Below are 21,347 nucleotides of genomic sequence, written 5' to 3'. Positions count from 1 at the left end.
ACTGAAAACTGCGACTGCGACTGCGACTGAAAACTGCGACTGCGACTGAAAACTAATTATTCCATTTTTGAAGAAAGTTCAAACCAACGCTCTTCTTTATCTTCTAATTTCTTGATAATTGCTTTAAGCTCATTTGCTTTTTTCTCAATAGCATCATCAGCTACTTTTCCATCGGCAAATAGTTGTTCAATTTGCTTTTTCTCAAATTCTAAATCTTTGATTTCGCGTTCGATTTTTTGAAATTCTTTTTGTTCGTTAAATGTTAGACCTTCTTTAACTTGCTTTTCTTTCCAGTTTGTTTTTTCGGTACTTACGTTCGATAAATTTTTGGGTTCGGCACTATCTTCATACGCTCTAAAATCAGAATAATTTCCGGGAAAATCTTCAATGACTCCTTCGCCTCTAAATACGAACAAGTGATCGACGATTTTATCCATAAAATAACGATCGTGCGAAACCACCAATAAACAGCCGGGAAAATCCAATAAAAAACTTTCCAAAACATTCAACGTTACAATATCTAAATCATTCGTTGGTTCATCCAAAATCAAGAAATTCGGATTCTGAATCAAAACCGTACATAAATACAATCGTTTCAATTCACCACCGCTCAATTTTTCTACAAAATCATATTGCTTTTTAGCATCAAAAAGAAATCGTTCCAGCAATTGCGAAGCCGAAATGATTTTTCCTTTTGTGAGCGGAATATATTCGCCATACTCTTTAATAATATCAATCACTTTCTGACCCGGTTTTGGATTAATGCCGCTTTGCGTATAATAACCCACCTTAATCGTATCACCAATCACCACTTTTCCGGCATCAGGCAACATCGTTTTGGTTAAAATATTTAAGAAAGTCGATTTTCCGGTGCCGTTTTTTCCAATAATTCCAATGCGTTCGCCACGCTGAAAATCGTATGAAAAATTGTCTAAAATCACACGGTCTTTAAACTTTTTATACAATTTATGAAGCTCAATAATCTTGCTTCCCATGCGTTCCATGTTGATTTCCAACTCCACCACATTTTCTTTTCGGCGGCTTTCGGCTTTTTCCTTAATTACATAAAAATCATCCTGACGTGATTTCGATTTTGTAGTTCTCGCTTTCGGTTGTCTTCGCATCCAAGCCAATTCTTTCACAAAAAGATTTTGAGCTTTGTCGATACTAGCATTTTCAGAAGCAATTCGTTCTTCCTTTTTTTGCAAATAATAGGAGTAATTTCCCTTGTATTGATATAATTTCCCGTTGTCTAATTCGAGTATTTCGTTACAAACACGTTCCAAAAAGAAACGGTCATGCGTGACCATAAACAACGTGATGTTTTCTTTGGCAAAATAATCTTCCAACCATTCAATCATCTCCAAATCCAAGTGGTTGGTTGGCTCATCCAAAATCAATAAATCCGGACGGTTAATTAAAATGATGGCCAATGAAAGTCGCTTTTTCTGACCACCCGAAAGACTTTTGACTTTCAATTTAAAATCTTCCAACTTCAATTTGAACAAGATTTGCTTGAATTGCGTTTCAAAATCCCATGCATTGTGTTGATCCATTAAATCAAACGCTTTTTGGTACGCTTCTTCATCTTCAGGGTTTTCCAATGCTTTTTCGTATTGCTCAATCACTTTCAGCGTTTCATTATCGCTGGCAAAAACGCTTTCCTCAATGGTCAATTCATCCTGCAAATTCGGTTTTTGCGACAAAAAAGCCATTCGAATATTTTTACGAACCACCACTTGACCCGTATCCGGTTCATCAAAACCATTAATAATGTTCATAATGGTTGTTTTTCCTGAACCATTTTTGGCTATAAAAGCAATTTTTTGGTCTTTGTTTATGCCAAACGAAATGTTCTCAAACAAAACGCGTTCGCCGAAGGATTTGGATATATTTTCTACGGAAAGATAATTCATTTAATGTGTCAATGTGGCAATTTGCCAATTAGTCAATGGTTTTAAATGTGCAAAAGTAATGCTTTATTTTTTCTGAAACGAATTAGTAAAACTTCTGATTTTTATATGAATCCAAATAATAAATCACTATTTTTACTTTTTAAACATAAAGCCATGAGTAAAAAGAATCTAAACCACGAAAACAAAAACATCAACAAAGTTGAAGAGCCAATATCGGAATATAATGTAGAAAAAAATACTTTTCAAGAAGAAGAGTTGCATCCGATAATGATAAAAGTTTTAGAAAAATCGATACAAGACTCCAGAGAAGGTAAAGGCATTTCGCATGAAGAAATGCAAAAAAGAATTAAGAAAAAATACCCTTTTTTGAAATGATATATCAGATAATTTGGCAACCAAATTCTGAAATGTCTTATTATGATGAAATCGATTTTATTTACCGAAAATGGAATCATAAAGAGGTTCAAAAATTTCAGGATTTAGTATTTGAAAATTTGAAAAGACTTGCAGAAAATCCATTAATTGGAAATTATGATAATACGAGAAAAATATACTCAATAGTTATTTCTAAACAAACGAAACTTTTTTATACAATTGATACAAAGTGTAAAGTAGTTGATTTGCATTTATTTTGGAACAATTCAAAAAATCCGGAAGAATTAAATAAGTTGCTGTAAATTTGTCCAATGCAACTATCTGTCATCATCCTCAATTACAACGTTCGTTATTTTTTAGAACAATCTGTGCTTAGCGTTCAAGCTGCTTTGCAACACATTGATGGTGAGATAATTGTGGTAGATAATAATTCTTCAGACGATAGTTGCCAAATGATGAAAACGCGTTTTCCGCACATCAAACTCATAGAGAATAGAGAAAATACGGGATTTCCAAAGGGAAATAATATAGGAGTGGCTCAGGCCAAAGGTGATTACATTTGCATTCTCAATCCCGATACGGTTGTTGCAGAAGATACTTTCACTAAAATTTTTACCTCTCAACTCCCAACTTCCAACTCCCAATTCGGAATAATCGGTTGCAAGTTAGTTGACGGCACCGGAAAATTCCTCCCAGAAAGCAAAAGAGGTATTCCAACACCGTGGGTGGCGTTTACCAAGATTTTTGGGTTGTATAAAATTTTTCCAAAAGTTCGACTTTTCAATCAATATTACGCTCAGTATTTAACCGAAAATCAATCCGGAAACGTTGAGATTTTAGTTGGAGCTTTTATGTTGATGAAGCGTGATTTGTATACTGAATTGGGTGGATTTGACGAAAACTGTTTTATGTATTCCGATGACATCGACTTGAGCTATAGGGTGTTGAAAAAAGATAAAGTTAATTACTATTTCGCAAAGGCCACCGTTATTCATTACAAAGGCGAAAGTACCGTAAAAGACGGAACGTATATGAAGCGATTTCAAGAGGCAATGGAATATTTTTATGCCAAACATTTCAAAAAGTCAGCTTTTTTTAATGTTTTTATGAAAGTTGGAAGTCTCTTTTTTGCTTTTTTAAAGAAAAATAAAACCACTGAAAATAATAGAAAAATTGACAAGTATATTTTGATTTCTCAAAATGAGTTATTAAAAGAAAAACTAGAAAAATTGTTAGGAAAAAATGTAAGTCGACTTTACATCAATTTTAAAAATGAATTACCTTCGCTTTTAAAAGGAATTAATTCTAATGTGGAAGTTATTTTTGATCAAAATGATTTACCTTTTTCAACAATCATTTCCATTATGGAATGCTGTAAAAGTGAAAGAGTAACATTTAAAATTATTCCCAATCAAAGCAATTTTATGATTGGAAGCAACAGTAGCAATGACAGAGGAGAAGTAATTTTGATTAACGATTAAAGAATTTTGATTGTTGATTTTTGAAATTGATATTGACATTGATTTTTGACAATGGTATTGAAAATTTATTGATAATTTCAAAAATCAATCTTTTTTTTAGTAAATTCGCAAACTGAAATAAAAAATAAACCTTTAGGTTAACGATATGGCAAAATTTGAATTGAAATTGCCCAAAATGGGAGAAAGCGTTGCAGAGGCAACGATTACCAACTGGCTCAAAAAAGTAGGTGACAAAATTGAAGCTGATGAAGCAGTCTTGGAAATCGCTACCGATAAAGTAGATAGCGAAGTGCCATCTGAAGTTTCCGGGACATTAGTTGAAATCTTATTTCAAGTGGATGATGTAGTTAAAGTGGGTCAAACCATTGCCATTATTGATACCGAAGGCGGAAGTACTCCTGTAGATTCTCCAAAAGAAGAAGTAGTTGAAGCGGTTGCTCAAATTGAAAAAGCCATTGAAGTGGTGAAAGAAACGGTTCAAGCTGCTGCTCCGGCAGAAGTTGATTTCTCCGCATCTGAAAAATTCTTTTCGCCATTAGTAAAAAATATAGCCAAAGAAGAAGGTGTTTCTATCTCAGAATTAGAAAATATAAAAGGTTCAGGTAAAGAAGGTCGTGTAACCAAAGACGATATCATTGCTTATGTAAAAGAACGAACCAATAAACCTGCTGTTGCTCCAGCTCCAAAAGCAGAACCCGTTACAGTTGAAACTCCAAAAGCGGAAGTGAAAGTTGAAACACCAAAAGTAGATCCCGAAACTTCGGGACCAAAATCAGAACCAACTCCGGAGAAAAAAATCCCGGTTTCCGTAAATGGTCAAGACGAAATCATCGAAATGGACCGTATGCGAAAACTGATTTCAGGTTATATGGTGGCATCTAAACAAACATCGGCTCACGTACAGTCGTTCATTGAAGTGGATGTAACGAGCATAGTGAATTGGAGAAACAAAGTAAAAGATGCTTTTGAAAAGAGAGAAGGTGAAAAGTTAACGTTCACACCTATATTCATGGAAGCTGTGGCAAAAGCCATTAAAGACTTCCCGATGATTAACATTTCTGTAGAAGGCGATTATATCATCAAAAAGAAAAACATCAATTTAGGAATGGCCGCTGCATTACCAAACGGAAACTTAATTGTTCCGGTTATAAAAAATGCTGATATGTTGAATTTGGTTGGATTAACTAAAACCGTTAATGATTTAGCCAACCGTGCTCGAAACAACCAATTGAAACCGGATGAAATTCAAGGTGGAACATACACCGTTACCAATGTGGGAACTTTCGGCAGCGTTTTCGGAACACCGATTATCAACCAACCACAAGTAGCCATTTTAGCATTAGGAGCCATTCGAAAAGTTCCGGCAGTTATCGAAGCTCCAACCGGAGATTACATCGGAATTCGCCACAAAATGTTCCTGTCACACAGTTATGATCACCGTGTGGTAGATGGTTCGTTGGGCGGACAATTCGTAAAACGAGTAGCCGATTATTTAGAAGGATTTAGCGAGAATAGAGAATTCTAAAAATAAAAAGATAAAATTTTAACCCTTTCTTGTGAATAACTGAAAGGGTTTTTTTACGGAATACTTAAAATACTTTTAAAAAAAGTTAACCATCGTTCAAAGGTTCATTTAATCTAGTATATTTGCCCTCTAAATTTTCAAAATGGAACTCAAATTAAACCGACCCATTTGTTTTTTTGATCTCGAAACCACCGGAGTTGATGTCGCAAAAGACCGAATTGTCGAAATTGCAATATTCAAAGTTTATCCCAACGGAAACAAAGAAAGTAAAACCTGGTTGGTGAATCCGGAAATGAAAATTCCTTTTCAAGTTTCTCAAATTCATGGAATTACTGATGAAAAAGTGGCCAACGAACCCACTTTCAAAGAACTTTCGAGTCAGATTTACAACATGATTAAAGATGCCGATTTGGCCGGATTTAATTCTGACCGTTTTGATATTCCATTATTAGCTGAAGAACTATTACGTGCAGGAGTCGATTTTGATATGAAAAACCGTGTTTCGGTTGACATTCAAACCATTTTCCACAAAATGGAAGAACGGACCTTGAGTGCGGCTTATAAGTTTTATTGTGGTCAAACACTCGAAAATGCTCATTCCGCAGAGGCTGATACTATGGCAACATACGAAATTTTGAAAGCTCAACTCGATCGCTATTCTGAGTTGGAAAACGATATGAAATCGCTTTCTGAATTTACTACTCGAAAAAAATCGGTTGATTTTGCTGGATTTATTGCCTTAAATGATAAAGGTCAAGAAATATTCACCTTTGGCAAACACAAAGGAGCTTTAGTTGATAAAGTGTTGGAAGACGAGCCAGGTTATTTCGGCTGGATTCAAAATGCCGATTTTCCACTTTATACTAAAAAAGTGCTCACCGCCATTAAACTCAGAAAATTAAACAATAAGCTAACTTAGCACCCTAGTACCTCAGAACCTCAGCACCTCAAAAAATGAAAATCATCTGCATCGGACGAAATTACACCAAGCACATCGAAGAACTCCAAAACGAGCGACCTGATGAGCCTGTGGTTTTTCTAAAACCGGACAGTGCTATTTTGCTTAAGCAACATCCATTTGTAATTCCTGAGTTTAGTGATGACATTCACCATGAAGTAGAAATTATTGTGCGTATCAACAAAGTGGGTAAATATATCGATGCCAAATTCGCTCCTAATTATTATGACGAAATTGGTCTTGGCATTGATTTTACCGCACGTGATTTACAAGCTAAATTAAAGGAGAAAGAATTGCCTTGGGAAAAAGCTAAAGCTTTTGACGGTTCAGCGGTTATTGGCAACTTTTTATCGAAAAAAGATTTTAGTTCCATAGAAAATATTAATTTTGAACTAAAATCCAACGGAATTACCGTTCAAAAAGGGAATACTAGCCACATGTTGTGGAAAATTGACGAACTTATTGCCTATGTTTCTCAGTTTTTTACACTTAAAATTGGCGATATTATATTTACCGGAACACCTGAAGGCGTGGCTCGTGTAAAACCAAATGATATTCTCGAAGGATTTATTGAAGACAAAAAAAATTTCCGAATTCAAGTAAAATAATAAAATGGCATTAAATTACAACTTAGCCAAAGTCTATGCACTTTCTGATAACGATCCAGAGTTCGTGTTGCAAATCATATCGCTGTTTGTGACCGAAGTTCCTGAAGATATGAAGTTCATCAAGCAAGGTATAGAAGAAAAAAATCACAAATTAGCTTACAGTTACGCACACAAAATCAAACCAACACTCGATTTGTTGGGAATGAATGTAGCGTATGAAGAAATCCTTCAAGTAGAAGCGTGGACCAAACGCGAAGGGAAACGCAAAGAAATCAAAGAGATTTTCAAAAGTATTGAAGACCAAGTTGAAAAAGCTGTAAAAGAAATCAATAAAGATTTCGATTTATAAGAAGCTTTTCCGGCTATCCGCTATAAGTCCTCGGCCTTAAAACCTATTTTTCTAACCCTTTTTCGTGGCTTCCTTTGGTCGCCCCAAAAAGTGAAGAAAAAAAAGTTTTAATTCCTGCGGGCTTTCCGCTTCTATCCGGGCTAAAGGAGTAGCTGAGACACTGAGTTACTAAGTAGCTGAGTGATTTAGCAAAATAAAAATCTCAGCAACTCAGTCACTCAACAACTCAAAAGAATGAAAGCAACCATCATCACTATTGGCGACGAAATTCTTATCGGACAAATTACCGATACTAATTCCGGTTTTATAGCCAAAGAATTGGAAAAAATCGGAATTCAAGTCCATGAAATGATTTCCATTAGTGATGACAAAAAGCATATTTTAGACACCTTTGCCAAAGTACAAAACAAAGTTGATTTTGTGCTTATCACCGGTGGACTCGGACCTACAAAAGACGATATAACAAAAATTACTTTTTGCGACTATTTTAATGATGTTTTAGTTCGAAATGAAGCGGTAGAAAAACACATTGAAGCGTTGTTTACAAAACTCAATTTTACGGTATCTCAAGTTAATAAAGACCAAGCTTTAGTGCCTTCTAAAGCCATAGTGCTTCACAATCAGTTTGGAACTGCACCGGGAATGTGGATGCAAAAAGAAAATACTGTTTATGTTTCCCTACCGGGTGTGCCTTATGAAATGAAAGCAATTGTTGCCAATCAACTTATTCCTAAAATTGTCAAAGAATATGAGCGACCGTATATTCTTCACAAAACCATTCTAACGTATGGTCAAGGAGAAAGTATCGTAGCTCAACGCATTGAAGAATGGGAAAATAATCTTCCTGAGTTTGTAAAATTAGCTTATTTGCCTAGTCCGGGTCGAGTACGTTTGCGGTTAACTGCCAGAGGAAAAGAAGAGCAGGTTTTGCACAACACAATTCAACAATTAGTAAGCAGTTTAACCGAAATTATCAGTGATATCATTGTTGGATTTGAAGAAGATGAACCAATTGAAGTGGTTTTAGGAAAATTATTAAAAGAAAAAGATTTCACATTAGCCACTGCAGAAAGTTGTACCGGAGGAAAAATTGCCGAAATTCTTACATCGGTAGCAGGATCTTCAGCATATTTTAGAGGGAGCGTGGTTTCCTATGCAACCGACACCAAAATTGAAATACTTGGAGTAAAACCCGAAACTATTGAAGCTTTTTCAGTAGTGAGTCAATCAGTTGCGGAAGAAATGGCCATTGGTGTTCAAAAATTAATAAAAGCTGATTTTACCATTGCTACAACTGGTAACGCCGGCCCATCAAAAGGTGATGCCGAGGCCGATTTAGGAGTGGTTTGTATCGCAATTGCAACACCAAATGGAGTTTTTTCAGAAGCTTTTAATTTTGGTCAACCCCGACAAAAAGTGATTGATAGAGCAGTAAACAAAGGGCTTGAGCTACTTTTAAAAGAAATTTTAAAAAACTACTAAAATTTGTTTGTGTAATAGATTCCTTTTTTGTTTCTTTGCACCCTGATTTTGAATAACGATAAAAGATAAGCATAATGTCAAGAGTTTGTGACCTTACAGGTAAAAGAGCGATGGTTGGAAACAATGTTTCTCACGCGATGAACAAAACGAAAAGAAAGTTTTCTGTGAACTTAGTGAAAAAACGTTTCTATTTAGCTGAAGAAGATAGATGGATTACGTTGAGAGTAGCTGCTTCTACAATTAAAACAATTAACAAAAAAGGTTTGGCGGCTGTATTGAAAGATGCAAAAGCTAACGGATTTATTTCGTAATTTAACCTTCTAAATATACATTACAATGGCAAAGAAAGGTAATAGAATTCAAGTAATTTTAGAATGTACAGAGCACAAAACATCTGGTGTTCCTGGAACTTCTCGTTATATTACAACAAAAAACAAAAAAAATACTCCAGATAGATTAGAGATTAAAAAATTTAATCCAATTTTGAAGAGAGTAACTGTTCATAAAGAAATTAAATAAGATAAGAAATGGCAAAGAAAACCGTAGCAACGTTACAGACAGCTTCAAAAAGATTAACTAAAGCCATTAAAATGGTAAAATCTCCAAAAACCGGAGCTTATACTTTTGTTGAATCTGTTATGAATCCAGAAGAAGTTGATTCTTTCTTAAATAAGAAATAATTACTTTAATCGTATTATACTTAAGCTACTTTCTCTGAGAGTAGCTTTTTTATTTTTATATTTGTGCCACAATTGACGATTTAATTCAAAAAGAATGAACTTTTTTAAACGCATATTTTCCTCAGAAAAAAAAGAAACGTTAGACAAAGGCTTAGAGCAAACTAAAACTTCATTTTTCTCTAAATTAACAAAAGCTGTTGCCGGAAAATCAACGGTTGATGAAGAGGTATTAGATAATTTAGAAGAAGTATTAGTTTCGTCTGATGTTGGCGTAAAAACCACTTTAAAAATTATTGATCGAATAGAAGACCGTGTAGCTAAAGACAAATATTTAGGAACAGAAGAATTAAATAAAATTCTTCGTGAGGAAATTGCAGGACTTTTATCGGAAACCAACACAGGTGAAGCAACAGAATTTGAAGTTCCAACCAATAAAAAGCCATATGTAATTATGGTAGTTGGGGTAAATGGAGTGGGTAAAACTACAACCATTGGTAAATTAGCGTATCAATTTAAAAAAGCGGGTCACAAAGTGGTGCTTGGAGCAGCTGATACGTTTAGAGCTGCCGCAATTGATCAATTACAAATTTGGGCGGATAGAGTAGGCGTTTCTATTGTAAAACAACAAATGGGTAGCGATCCGGCATCTGTAGCTTTTGATACGTTGCAAAGTGCTGTTACGCAAGGTGCGGATGTCGTAATTATTGATACAGCTGGTCGTTTACACAATAAAGTGAACTTAATGAACGAGCTTACTAAAGTGAAACGCGTCATGCAAAAAGTAGTTGGAGATGCACCTCACGATGTATTGTTGGTTTTAGACGGTTCAACCGGACAAAATGCTTTTGAGCAAGCTAAGGAATTTACTGCAGCCACAGAAGTTTCCTGTTTAGCCGTAACCAAATTAGACGGAACTGCAAAAGGTGGTGTGGTAATTGGAATTTCTGACCAATTTCAAATTCCGGTAAAATATATTGGCGTTGGCGAAGGAATTGAAGACCTTCAAGTATTCAATAAATATGAATTTGTAGATTCTTTTTTTAAATAATGGAGCAACCAAAAGTTTTCAATAAATATTTGGTTTCATTGACCAAAATAGTTTCTTTCTATTGCATTTTTTTTGTGTTACTTAAATCTTTGGCAATCGTTAGAGGTGCGTGGATTGTTCCGAACACAATTCTAACTGTTCCATTTGTATTATTGGGAATTTCTTCAGCTTATGTTATTTTCTTTAAAAAATACAATTGGGCTTTAGCTCTATTTGGAGCATTGTTTATCATTATCATTCGCTACTACGAAGTTGATTTAGTGTATTATCTTCAAGAAAAATACGGTACTAATTAATCACAGCATTAATTTTTGCCCATAACTGATTATCAAAATCAGACAACGCAAAATTTTCACCGTCTGCCACTTCACCTAATCGAATAATTACCATTTTTTTACTTGGGATGACATAAATTTTTTGGTCATTCTTTCCTAATCCGCATACCATATCGGCAGGAGCATTTGGTATCAAGCTACCGGAAAACTGTAATTGTGTTTGCGGTAAACGATAATTTGCTTTACCATTTAACCACCATAAATAACCGTAGGAATTATTAATGGTTTGAGATGGTGAAATCGATTCCATCATAAACGCTTCAGGAATAATCACTTCATTTTGCCATTTTCCTTTGTTTAATGCTAATAAACCAAAACGAGCTGTACTTCGAGTGGTACTCCAATAAACATTGAATTCACCACTTTCAATCCAATTACCGGTCATGCCAATTTTTGTTTTTAATTTTGAATTGAAATAAGAAACAAACGTTTGATTTGATGCATTGGCAATCACATCTTGTAATTTTTCAAAAACATTGTGATAGGCCCATCTCGTACCGGCATCCGCTTTATAAACTAAATCGCTTGGTTCGTTTCCATCACCAAACGAATCATCTAAACCGGATGTCATTGAAAGTAAATGCTTGTTAGTGATTAAATTTTCTTTTGCTAAAGGAGCAGAAGTCCAACCGGTTCCTAAGTAATCAGATACTTTATTATTGATGTTTAATAAACCTTCTTGTTGTGCAATTCCGATTGTAGCAGTGGTTAATGTTTTGCCAGAACTCGCCCAATACCAAGGTAAATTGGCATTGTGACCATTGAAATAGTTTTCCATCACAATTCTACCATTTACCAGTACAATAAATCCTTTTGTGTGTTTTTCTTCTAAATAGTCCAATAAAGGTTGCACTTGACTTTCGTTCCAACCCATTTCACTTACAGTTTTAGTTTCCCAAGCTGTTCCTGAAATCGGCGGAAAATACATGGTTTCAGTTGGTAAATCGTCGGTTGTATTTTCATCAGATGAACAATTAAAGAATACAATTACAAACAAAAAAAGGGGGAAATATTTTTTCATGACAACTTAATTTATGTACAATAAGACTTTATTATTTTCTAAAGGTTTAATCAAAATTACTTTTTATTCCTTTAAATTAATTGTAATTTTAGACTTTATTTTCACAACGATGAAACATTTTTATTATTACATTCTTTTGATAATGGTTTTTATTTCTTGTCAGGAAAAAGTTTCTCCTGAATCCATTTCAAAAATAAATGGATATTGGGAAATTGTTAAAGTACAAATGCCTGATGGTCAAAAAAAAGAATATTCCATAAATGAAATGATAGATTATATTGAATGGAATGGAAAAACCGGTTTCAGAAAGAAAGTTACTCCTCAATTTGACGGAAAATATTTAGTGAATGATGAAACTGAAAGTATTGTCGTTGCGGATAGTTTAGGTCATTTTTACATTAGCTATCAAACAAATTATGCAAAGTGGAAAGAAGAAATTCTACAAATTAAAGATTGTGTTTTAGTACTTAAAAATGATCAAGAAATAGAATATCATTACAAACGTTTCAAACCAATTTCTATTCAATAATGAGTAAAAGATTGCACAACGATAGTCCGATTTCAGAAGTGTTGAAAGCGTTTATTGAAAACAATAAACTACAATCCGGTATGGATAAAATTGACGTTGAAAAAGCATGGAAAGAGTTGATGGGCAATGGTGTGAATACCTACACAAAAGAAGTAATCTTAAAAGGTTCTACTTTGTACGTTACTTTATCTTCAGCCGTTTTGCGAGAAGAATTAAGTTATGGAAAGCAAAAAATCATAACCATGTTGAATGATGAATTGCGGAAGGAAGTGGTGAGGGAGTTGGTGTTGAGGTAGTTGTCTTGTCTCGGTTATCTGTTGTCGGTTGAGTGTTGTCAGTTGTCTGAAATCTGTCTAACATTTGTTATCAAAATAAAAAATCCCACTTCGTTTTGAAATGGGATTTTTTCTATTTTTCGGATAACCGATAACCGATAACCGACAACAGTTAACTAAAACATATCTCTTCCGGCGAAATGAAACGCTCCTTCAATAGCAGCATTTTCATCTGAATCTGAACCGTGAACTGCGTTTTCACCAATAGAAGTGGCATATTTTTTACGAATAGTTCCTTCAGCAGCTTCCGCTGGATTAGTAGCTCCAATTAATTTTCTGAAATCTTCTACTGCATTATCTTTTTCTAAGATAGCTGCAACAATTGGACCTCTTGTCATAAATTCAACTAATTCACCAAAGAATGGTCTTGCTGAATGTACTGCATAAAATTTTTGTGCATCCGCAACCGTTAATTGGGTTAATTTCAAAGAAACAATTTTGAAACCACCTTCTGTAATCATATTTAAAATTCCTCCAATGTGTCCTTTTTCAACCGCATCAGGTTTAATCATGGTAAATGTTCTATTTGTAGCCATTTTTTATATTTTTTTATTCGGGTGCAAATGTAATGTTTTTGTTTCAAGTTTCAAGTTTCAGGTTTGAAGTTTTTTTGTTTGGTTTCATGATTTTAGTTTACGTAAAGTTTACTTTTTCCCTCTTTCCATTTTAAAGTTAGAATCTTTACCAAAGATGATTTCTACTTCAATCTGAGCCTGGAAAGAAGCTATATAAGGAGTTATGGATTAAAAAAATCATTATAAAATTATTTTAAAGTATTTATATTTTTTGATATATTTATAAAATGTAAATTATCTAATTACGGGAAAAGCTGAAAACCGAACAGAGTAAGCAGTAACAAAAACAAAAATTTTATGTCAATTTTTTATTGTAAATGGTGTGGAACAAAAAAATCTAGTATTTCAGGTTTAACTTCTAGTTCATGTTCAAAAAACCCTGAAGGTAATAGACATGCACTTTATGAAGGAAGTGAAAAATCACAATACTTTTGTAAATTTTGTGGTAGTAAGCATTCAAGTATTTCTAATATGGTTTCAAGTTCTTGTTCTAAAAGTCCAACAAATAGACATCAACCAGCATTATAAGTTTACTATTTAAAAATCAAGGTGGATTTCTTCTATCTTGATTTTTAAATAATTATAATTTACAAATAGATATGACAACATCTTTAGTTTTATTAAAACAAATCGAAAATATACTAAGTAAGCATGAAAAAATGGCTGAACAAACAGGAACTCATTTTAATATTTTTGATGTTTTAGGTTTAAGAACAAAGGAGCTAATTCATTCTAAGTTTATTGGAAATCTATTAAATCAAAAGGCAAAACATGGACAGAAAGATATTTTTCTAAAATTATTTATTGATGTTTTGAAAGATAAAGTTAAAAATGATAATGAAAAGAAAAAGATTCTAAATGAATTCTTGATTCATAAAACTACCTTGTATGTCGAAAAAAGTATTGGTCAAATTAATGAAGATAAAAGCAAAGGTGGAAGAGTAGATATTTTATTAAACGATGGCAAGAACTTTATTGTAATAGAAAATAAAATTTATGCCTTAGATCAAGAAAAACAATTAGTTAGATATAGAAATCATTATGAAAATGGAGTTTTATTATATTTGACCTTAAAAGGTGAAAAACCATCATATAAATCTTCAAGAAGTGAATTAATCGATGGTGAAGATTTTATCTGTATTTCTTACGAAATAGAAATAAAAAATTGGATAGAAAAGTGCATAAAAGCAATGGCTACCAAGCCAGTCGTAAGAGAAACTCTACATCAGTATTTGTACCTAATTAAAACCCTAACAAACCAATCATTTTCAAAAGAAATTAAAATGGAAATTACTAAACTTATAATTGAAAACCTTAATGAGTCAAAGTTAATAGTTGAAAATTTTGAATATGCTAAAAATCATATAGTTTTAAATTTTTGGAAAAACTGTAATGAGAAAATTAAAGAGCAATTGACTGAATGGGTTGTTGAGTTACACTTAAACTATCATAATCTACACAACTATATTTTAATTCATAAATACGGAGATAAAAATGCTTTCTTTTATTGTAGGTATAATATAAAGGATGGAGGAATTGCTTATGGAATTACTTTAAATAAGGAGATTAAAAATATTAAAACAAATCAAATAAACGTTCAGTTGGATACTAAATCTATAGCAGGAGAATTATCAGTAATTTGGGAACTAGAGGATAATCTTAATTTAAATGTAATAGATTATTTAATAGAAATTAGAAATAGTGAAGGTGTCTTTGAACAAATGATTTCTGAAAAAATGAAAAACTATATACTTACAAATAATCATAATTACAATAAAACTTTAGAATTAGTAAAGAATTATTCGACATGAAATCAGATACAACTCTTTTAAATCAAAAACTTGAATTAATTCAATGGTTATCTACTATCGAAGATTCTTCTCTTATCAAAAAAATCATAGAATTAAGAAAGAAACTTCCGATTGGTGGAATTCAATTTCAGACGTAGAAAAAAATCCATTGATTTTGGACTCAAAGATACTGAAGAAGGTAAGTTGAATTCTCATAATAAGGCTAGAGAACTTTATGAAAAGTGGTTATAAAATTTAAAATCTTCTACAAAACCACCACTTTAAATTCCTGTTCCAACGGTTTCAATTCCGTCAATAATTTTTCAATTAATACTTCTCCAAATTCCACATAAAATTCAGCAAAATTTACTTTTCGTTCCTGTAAACTTTGGTTAGGAAATAATTCATTTTGCAATGCGATAATGCGGTTTAATTGTTCTTGGTGAACACGTTTTTCGGCTTTTAACAACCGTTTTTCTAAATTTTCTAACCCTTTGATTTGTTTTGCTTCTTGAGCTTTTACAGCTCCTAAAAAAGATTTGTCTGTTGCCACAGCTATTTTATGCAAATCTTCAAATTGTTTTTTCAATGCTTCTTTTTGAGCCGTAAAATCAATTGTAAAATCAGAAAGAATTTTCGTTTTCTGAGTAAATAATTCTTGCTGATTCATAAATAAATCTCGCCAAGTTAATTGCAATTTATCTGCTTTTGCCGCTTGTTTTTCAGTAGCCAACAAAACCGAATTACGAAGTAACAAAATCGGAAAAGTCACATTTTGAGATTCAAAAAACGATTTCAATTCCAACCAATACGCCAATTCTCCGCCTCCGCCAATGTAGCATAAATTTGGCAAAATAACTTCTTGGTATAACGGTCGCAATAACACGTTTGGACTAAATTTTTCCGGATGGTTTTCTACTTCTTTCACTATTTCATCTTCCGAAAAAGTCAGTTTTGTGTTGAGTACGGCATATTTTCCGTTTTTAAAAACAATTCGTTCACGTAAATTGTCTTCAATGTAAAACAAATTAATTTCCCTCGGATTCACTTGTGCCGAATACTTTTCCAACAATGGAATGGTTTCATTCACTTTTGCAAAAGCCGTTTGATGTAGCAATTCATTTTTGATATACGGAACGAATATTTTTTTCAAATCAGTAGCATCACCATCAATAATCACCAAACCTTCTTTGGCAAACAATTCATTCGCTAAAAAACGTGTAGCATCAGCTAAATTAGAATGTTCTACGTACGCTTTTTTGAATAAATTTTTAAGCATTTCAGCATTCTTGCCCAAACCAATTTCCGATTCAAAAACAGCCAAAACATCCTCTAAACCTTCAGTTGATAGTCGTCCAACCGGTCCAAAACTTTCTCGATTCCAACTGATTTTTTTATGTTTAAAAGTAAAATAATTGATTTCTTCAAAATCGTGATCTTCAGTTGCCATCCAATAAATGGGTACAAAATTGTGTTCAGGAAATTCATTTTTTAATTCCTTACACAAATTTATTGTCGAAATAATTTTATACAAAAAATACAACGGACCGGTAAACAAATTCAATTGATGTCCGGTTGTAATCGTAAATGTTTTTGGATTGATTAAATTTTGAATATTTTGCTTGGTTTCTTTAGAAATTCCAATCGATTCGTATTGTTTTTCTAAAACAGAAACCAAAATTTCTCTTTTGAAATTGCCATTGAAATTTTTCCCTTTTTCCTCCAACTGTAATTTAAAACTTTCCAAGTTCGGAAAACGATGATACAATGCTTTCAACTCCGGTTTTTCATTCAGATAATCGTTGATTAACGAAGTAAAATATCCGGATTCTTGATAGCTGATACAGTCGGTTGGCATAGTTTGAAAGTTTTCGTAAAATTAAAGAATATAAAAGTAATGAAAAGGTGTTTAACAAATGGTTAGGAAATTGAAAATTAAAAAATTCAGCTTACTTTTGCCAAAAGCTTTTTCCTTTGAAAGATTTATTGCTCATCACACCACCTTTCACCCAACTGAATACGCCGTATCCGGCAACAGCTTATTTGAAAGGTTTTCTCAACACCAAAAATATTTCCTCTTTTCAGATGGATTTAGGTATCGAAGTGATTCTGGAAATTTTTTCAAAAAAAGGATTGGAGCGAATTTTCCAAACTCCCAACTCCCAACTCCTAACTCCCAACCTAGAAAGAATATTTGCTTTACAAAACGATTACATCCAAACCATCGATACTGTAATTGCTTTTCTCCAAGGAAAGAATCCAACCTTAGCTCGTCAAATTTGTTCCGGCAATTTTCTTCCTGAAGCTTCTCGTTTTGAGCAGTTGGATGATATGGACTATGCGTTTGGAACTATGGGAATGCAAGACAAAGCTAAACATTTAGCTACGCTATACCTCGAAGATTTATCCGATTATATTGTGGCGTGTGTCGATGAAAATTTTGGATTCAGTCGTTATGCCGAACGATTAGGGCGAAGTGCCAATTCCTTTGACGAATTATATCATCAATTGAATCAAAAACCAACCTATATTGATGAAATTACGCTTTCCATTTTAAATCAAAAACTTACTGAAATTCAACCTAAATTGGTTTGTTTCTCGGTTCCGTTTCCCGGTAATTTGTACAGTGCTTTTCGATGTGCACAATTAATCAAAACCAATTTTTCCAACATCAAAGTAGCAATGGGAGGCGGTTTTCCCAACACAGAATTACGTGATTTAAAGGATAAACGCGTCTTTGAATTTTTCGATTTTATCACGTTGGATGATGGAGAATTGCCCATTGAACTTTTACATCGTGCAGTTTGTCATTTTGACGAAGGAAGAATATCTTCCAACCAATGTAAACGTACTTTCCTCCTCGAAAACAATCAAGTCGTTTACAAAAACAATTCCACCCAACCGGACTACAAACAATCCGAAGTCGGCACACCCAATTATTCTGATTTGCAATTGGATAAGTACATTTCCGTTATTGAAATTGCCAATCCAATGCACAGTCTATGGAGCGATGGTCGTTGGAATAAACTCACTATGGCCCACGGTTGTTATTGGGGAAAATGTACTTTTTGTGATATTTCACTCGATTATATTAAATTGTATGAACCAATAGCCGCCAAATTATTGGTCGATCGAATGGAGGAACTTATTAATCAAACAGGAGAAAACGGATTCCATTTTGTGGATGAAGCGGCTCCTCCGGCTTTGATGAAAGAAGTTGCGTTGGAAATTCTACGACGAAAACTGACTGTCAGTTGGTGGACAAACATTCGCTTTGAAAAAAGTTTTACCGCTGATTTGTGTCAGCTACTTAATGCTTCCGGTTGCATTGCCGTTTCCGGTGGATTAGAAGTGGCATCCGACCGACTTTTAGAACTCATTAAAAAAGGAGTAACAATTGAACAAGTGGCACAAGTCACCCGTAACTTGACAGAATCCGGCATTATGGTACACGCTTATTTGATGTATGGCTATCCTACGCAAACCATTCAGGAAACGGTAGATAGTTTAGAAATGGTTCGTCAATTATTTGAATTAGGAATTCTACAATCGGGTTTTTGGCATCAATTTGCCATGACAGCTCACAGTCCGGTGGGTATGTTTCCCGAAGAATTTGGTGTCATTCCGCAGCAAAACGAAATTACTTTTGCCAATAACGATATTCAGTTTACCGACAAAACCGGCATCAATCATGATAAATTCAGCTACGGATTGAAAAAATCACTTTTTAATTATATGCATGGCATTTGCTTTGATTATGAGTTGCAAGAGTGGTTCGATTTTAAAATTCCTAAAACCAAAATTGCCCCGGATTATATTCTTTCTTGTTTAGAAAAAGAAAATAATTTTCACATAAAACCATCTGCAAAAATAGTTTGGATAGGAGGGAAGCCTTCCTCTGAATCATTTACAAAATCTAAAAAAGGCCAATCGTGGGAAATGATGAAATTGACTTTTCATTCCAAAATTGAAACAGTTGAAATTTCTCTAGAAAAAGAAAAAGCAATTTGGTGGATTGAATTATTGGATAAAATTTCGGTAACCAATACCAAAACATTGACTTTTTCTCAAGTTAAGCAAGATTTTGAAAAACAATTTGATGATTTCGAATTGTTTTGGTACTCCAAACAACTTAAATCTCTTAAAGGTCAAGGATTACTTGTTTTGTAATTTTAACATGTAAGTCTTATAAGTTTTTAAATTCAAAAACTTATATGACTTATATGGTTTTTTTTTGTGTAGATTAAAATTTACTATGTTGCTATATCAATTTAGCGAAATTCTCCATTTTTACCTTTACGAAAACGTTATAAATATGTATTTTTACCACATTCAAAAATACATGTATGAATCAAAAATACAGACTGTCCGTCAACCAAAGTGAAAACTTTGAAAAAACAGAACAAGATATTGCCCAATTAGATGCCATTTACACATCTACCGATTCCTTTCACATACTTCATCAGAACAAACCTTTTTTGGCAAAAATTACAGCGGCTGATTTTCTCAAAAAAACGTACACAGTTGAAGTAAATCACAATTCCTATACCGTTGAAATTGCCAATCAATTGGATATTTTAATCAAAGAAATGGGATTTGAAGTGGGTAAAACCAAACAAATCAATGCCATCAAAGCTCCGATGCCGGGATTGATTTTAGAAATCAATGTTTCTGTTGGTCAAGAGGTGAAAGAAGGCGACAACTTACTCATTTTGGAAGCCATGAAAATGGAAAACAGTTTTGCTTCGCCTCGTGATGGAGTGATTAAGTCGATTGCTGTTTCTAAAGGAAATGCGGTTGATAAAGGCCAATTGTTGATTGAGTTTGAATAGAGTCAAAAATCAATAGCATCTAGCTTCAGCTAGATGAAAAATTAGTAAAATAATGATAAAAAAAATAACAAAAATAGTAGTTGCCAATCGAGGAGAAATTGCCATTCGAGTGATGAAAACCGCTCAGAAAATGGGAATTAAAACTGTAGCTGTTTATTCCACAATTGACCGAAATGCTCCTCATGTAAAATTTGCCGATGAAGCCGTTTGGATAGGCGAATCACCTTCTAATCAATCTTATTTATTGGGAAATAAAATCATTGAAGTAGCCAAGTCGTTGGGTGCGGATGCCATCCATCCCGGTTACGGATTTTTAAGTGAAAATGCTGCTTTTGCTGAAGAAGCGGAGAAAAATAACATCATTTTCATCGGTCCAAAATCAAAAGCCATTCATATCATGGGAAGTAAATTAGCAGCAAAAGATGCTGTGAAAGCCTATAATATTCCAATGGTTCCCGGGTATGACCAAGCGATAACTGATGTTGAAAAAGCAAAACAAGTAGCTACACAAATCGGATTTCCCATCTTAATCAAAGCATCTGCCGGTGGAGGTGGAAAAGGAATGCGAGTGGTGGAAAAAGAAGCTGATTTTGAAGCTCAAATGAATCGTGCCATCAGTGAAGCTACATCTGCATTTGGCGATGGTTCTGTTTTTATCGAAAAATACGTAGCCTCTCCACGTCATATCGAAATTCAAGTGATGGCAGATGAACATGGCAATATTTTATATTTATTTGAAAGAGAATGTAGTATTCAACGTCGTCATCAAAAAGTGGTGGAAGAAGCACCATCTGCCGTTTTATCTACTGAATTAAGAAAAAAAATGGGCGAAGCAGCTGTTCTAGTAGCCAAATCATGTGATTATCTTGGAGCCGGAACAGTTGAATTTCTGTTGGATGAAAACCTGAATTTCTACTTTTTAGAAATGAATACTCGTTTGCAAGTGGAACATCCGGTAACGGAAATGATTACCGGTGTGGATTTGGTTGAAATGCAAATTCGTGTGGCTCAGGGAGAAGTTTTATCGGTTAAACAGGAAGATTTGCAAATCAATGGTCATGCATTAGAATTACGTGTGTATGCCGAAGATCCGTTGAATGATTTTCTTCCGAGTGTTGGATTTTTAGAAGAATATACTTTGCCTGAAGGCGAAGGAATTCGAGTAGATAATGGTTTTGAACAAGGAATGGATGTGCCGATTTACTATGATCCAATGTTGGCTAAGTTAATTACGTATGGAAAAACGCGTTCGGAAGCAATTCAATTAATGAACAAAGCGATTGATGCTTATAAAGTAAAAGGTGTTCAAACTACGTTGCCATTTGGAAAATTTGTGTGTGAACACGAGGCTTTTCGTTCGGGAAATTTTGATACACATTTTGTCAAAAAGTATTATGATGCCGAAAAGCTAAAATCAAAACACAATGAAGAAGCAGAAATTGCCGCTATGGTTGCGTTAAAGCAATATCTGGAAGATCAAAAAATTGTTCGATTACCAATTCAATAAG

Annotated in this window: 23 protein-coding genes; 19 read left to right on the top strand and 4 right to left on the bottom strand. The window is 33.7% G+C overall.

The window, feature by feature from the left end:
• Positions 1-56 precede the first annotated feature (56 nt).
• Positions 57-1,916 (bottom strand): ABC-F family ATP-binding cassette domain-containing protein, encoded by a 1,860-nt coding sequence (locus tag H601_RS0110780; RefSeq protein ID WP_026711532.1) that lies wholly within the window; start codon positions 1,914-1,916, stop codon positions 57-59.
• 153 nt (positions 1,917-2,069) lie between these two features.
• On the opposite strand from H601_RS0110780, the gene H601_RS0110775 reads away from it, so the two are divergent.
• From H601_RS0110775 to H601_RS15600, 13 genes are all read left to right on the top strand, one after another.
• Positions 2,070-2,291, top strand: a complete 222-nt coding sequence (locus tag H601_RS0110775; RefSeq protein ID WP_156900390.1) for a hypothetical protein — start codon at positions 2,070-2,072, stop codon at positions 2,289-2,291.
• Positions 2,288-2,593, top strand: a complete 306-nt coding sequence (locus H601_RS0110770; protein WP_026711530.1) for a type II toxin-antitoxin system RelE/ParE family toxin — start codon at positions 2,288-2,290, stop codon at positions 2,591-2,593. Before H601_RS0110775 ends, H601_RS0110770 begins: the two co-directional genes overlap by 4 nt.
• Before the next feature lie 9 nt (positions 2,594-2,602).
• Positions 2,603-3,772 (top strand): glycosyltransferase family 2 protein, encoded by a 1,170-nt coding sequence (locus H601_RS0110765; RefSeq protein ID WP_026711529.1) that lies wholly within the window; start codon positions 2,603-2,605, stop codon positions 3,770-3,772.
• A 145-nt stretch (positions 3,773-3,917) separates the two neighbouring features.
• Entirely contained in the window at positions 3,918-5,297 is a 1,380-nt protein-coding gene (locus H601_RS0110760) for a dihydrolipoamide acetyltransferase family protein (RefSeq protein ID WP_026711528.1), read from the top strand.
• A gap of 142 nt (positions 5,298-5,439) precedes the next feature.
• A complete protein-coding gene (locus H601_RS0110755; protein ID WP_026711527.1) occupies positions 5,440-6,216 on the top strand; it encodes a 3'-5' exonuclease in 777 nt (258 codons plus the stop codon).
• Between the two features lie 35 nt (positions 6,217-6,251).
• A complete protein-coding gene (locus H601_RS0110750; protein WP_026711526.1) occupies positions 6,252-6,863 on the top strand; it encodes a fumarylacetoacetate hydrolase family protein in 612 nt (203 codons plus the stop codon).
• A 4-nt stretch (positions 6,864-6,867) separates the two neighbouring features.
• Positions 6,868-7,212, top strand: a complete 345-nt coding sequence (locus H601_RS0110745; protein WP_026711525.1) for an Hpt domain-containing protein — start codon at positions 6,868-6,870, stop codon at positions 7,210-7,212.
• Between the two features lie 234 nt (positions 7,213-7,446).
• Positions 7,447-8,694 (top strand): CinA family nicotinamide mononucleotide deamidase-related protein, encoded by a 1,248-nt coding sequence (locus H601_RS0110740; protein ID WP_026711524.1) that lies wholly within the window; start codon positions 7,447-7,449, stop codon positions 8,692-8,694.
• 74 nt (positions 8,695-8,768) lie between these two features.
• Positions 8,769-9,005 carry a 50S ribosomal protein L28 gene (gene rpmB, locus H601_RS0110735; RefSeq protein ID WP_026711523.1) on the top strand — a complete coding sequence of 79 codons (237 nt, stop codon included), beginning with the start codon at positions 8,769-8,771 and terminating at the stop codon, positions 9,003-9,005.
• Between the two features lie 25 nt (positions 9,006-9,030).
• The gene (rpmG, locus tag H601_RS0110730; RefSeq protein WP_008253902.1) at positions 9,031-9,213 is read left to right on the top strand and encodes a 50S ribosomal protein L33; all 183 of its coding nucleotides are present in this window, start codon (positions 9,031-9,033) and stop codon (positions 9,211-9,213) included.
• Between the two features lie 8 nt (positions 9,214-9,221).
• Entirely contained in the window at positions 9,222-9,374 is a 153-nt protein-coding gene (locus tag H601_RS16375; RefSeq protein WP_084139973.1) for a DUF4295 domain-containing protein, read from the top strand.
• Between the two features lie 94 nt (positions 9,375-9,468).
• Positions 9,469-10,422, top strand: coding sequence for a signal recognition particle-docking protein FtsY (ftsY, locus tag H601_RS0110720; RefSeq protein ID WP_026711522.1), 954 nt, complete (start codon positions 9,469-9,471; stop codon positions 10,420-10,422).
• Positions 10,422-10,718 carry a hypothetical protein gene (locus tag H601_RS15600; protein WP_035655861.1) on the top strand — a complete coding sequence of 99 codons (297 nt, stop codon included), beginning with the start codon at positions 10,422-10,424 and terminating at the stop codon, positions 10,716-10,718. The genes ftsY and H601_RS15600 overlap by 1 nt, the downstream gene beginning before the upstream one ends.
• On the opposite strand, the gene H601_RS0110710 is transcribed toward H601_RS15600, so the two are convergent.
• Entirely contained in the window at positions 10,711-11,778 is a 1,068-nt protein-coding gene (locus tag H601_RS0110710) for a serine hydrolase domain-containing protein (RefSeq protein WP_026711521.1), read from the bottom strand. The genes H601_RS15600 and H601_RS0110710 overlap by 8 nt on opposite strands.
• A gap of 109 nt (positions 11,779-11,887) precedes the next feature.
• Between H601_RS0110710 and H601_RS0110705 the strand changes: the two genes are divergently transcribed.
• Entirely contained in the window at positions 11,888-12,307 is a 420-nt protein-coding gene (locus H601_RS0110705; RefSeq protein ID WP_026711520.1) for a hypothetical protein, read from the top strand.
• A complete protein-coding gene (locus H601_RS0110700) occupies positions 12,307-12,603 on the top strand; it encodes a DciA family protein (protein WP_026711519.1) in 297 nt (98 codons plus the stop codon). Before H601_RS0110705 ends, H601_RS0110700 begins: the two co-directional genes overlap by 1 nt.
• A gap of 155 nt (positions 12,604-12,758) precedes the next feature.
• On the opposite strand, the gene H601_RS0110695 is transcribed toward H601_RS0110700, so the two are convergent.
• Complete coding sequence (locus tag H601_RS0110695; RefSeq protein ID WP_026711518.1) at positions 12,759-13,178, bottom strand: nucleoside-diphosphate kinase; 420 nt, start codon at positions 13,176-13,178, stop codon at positions 12,759-12,761.
• A gap of 638 nt (positions 13,179-13,816) precedes the next feature.
• Here H601_RS0110695 and H601_RS0110690 point away from each other — a divergent pair.
• Entirely contained in the window at positions 13,817-15,028 is a 1,212-nt protein-coding gene (locus H601_RS0110690; RefSeq protein ID WP_026711517.1) for a PDDEXK-like family protein, read from the top strand.
• A gap of 244 nt (positions 15,029-15,272) precedes the next feature.
• On the opposite strand, the gene bshC is transcribed toward H601_RS0110690, so the two are convergent.
• A complete protein-coding gene (gene bshC, locus H601_RS0110680; RefSeq protein WP_026711516.1) occupies positions 15,273-16,865 on the bottom strand; it encodes a bacillithiol biosynthesis cysteine-adding enzyme BshC in 1,593 nt (530 codons plus the stop codon).
• Positions 16,866-16,981: 116 nt separating this feature from the next.
• Here bshC and H601_RS0110675 point away from each other — a divergent pair, with 116 nt between their 5' ends.
• The 3 genes from H601_RS0110675 (at position 16,982) to accC (ending at position 21,346) form a co-directional block, all read left to right on the top strand.
• Positions 16,982-19,177 carry a B12-binding domain-containing radical SAM protein gene (locus tag H601_RS0110675; protein WP_026711515.1) on the top strand — a complete coding sequence of 732 codons (2,196 nt, stop codon included), beginning with the start codon at positions 16,982-16,984 and terminating at the stop codon, positions 19,175-19,177.
• A gap of 176 nt (positions 19,178-19,353) precedes the next feature.
• The gene (locus H601_RS0110670) at positions 19,354-19,839 is read left to right on the top strand and encodes an acyl-CoA carboxylase biotin carboxyl carrier protein subunit (RefSeq protein ID WP_026711514.1); all 486 of its coding nucleotides are present in this window, start codon (positions 19,354-19,356) and stop codon (positions 19,837-19,839) included.
• Between the two features lie 64 nt (positions 19,840-19,903).
• Positions 19,904-21,346, top strand: a complete 1,443-nt coding sequence (gene accC, locus H601_RS0110665; RefSeq protein ID WP_026711513.1) for an acetyl-CoA carboxylase biotin carboxylase subunit — start codon at positions 19,904-19,906, stop codon at positions 21,344-21,346.
• Position 21,347: the final 1 nt, after the last annotated feature.

The organism is Flavobacterium filum DSM 17961 (assembly GCF_000425465.1).
Classification (GTDB): Bacteria; Bacteroidota; Bacteroidia; order Flavobacteriales; family Flavobacteriaceae; genus Flavobacterium; species Flavobacterium filum.
Note: the sequence above shows the minus strand (reverse complement) of the source record. Positions and strands in the feature narration are given on the sequence as shown.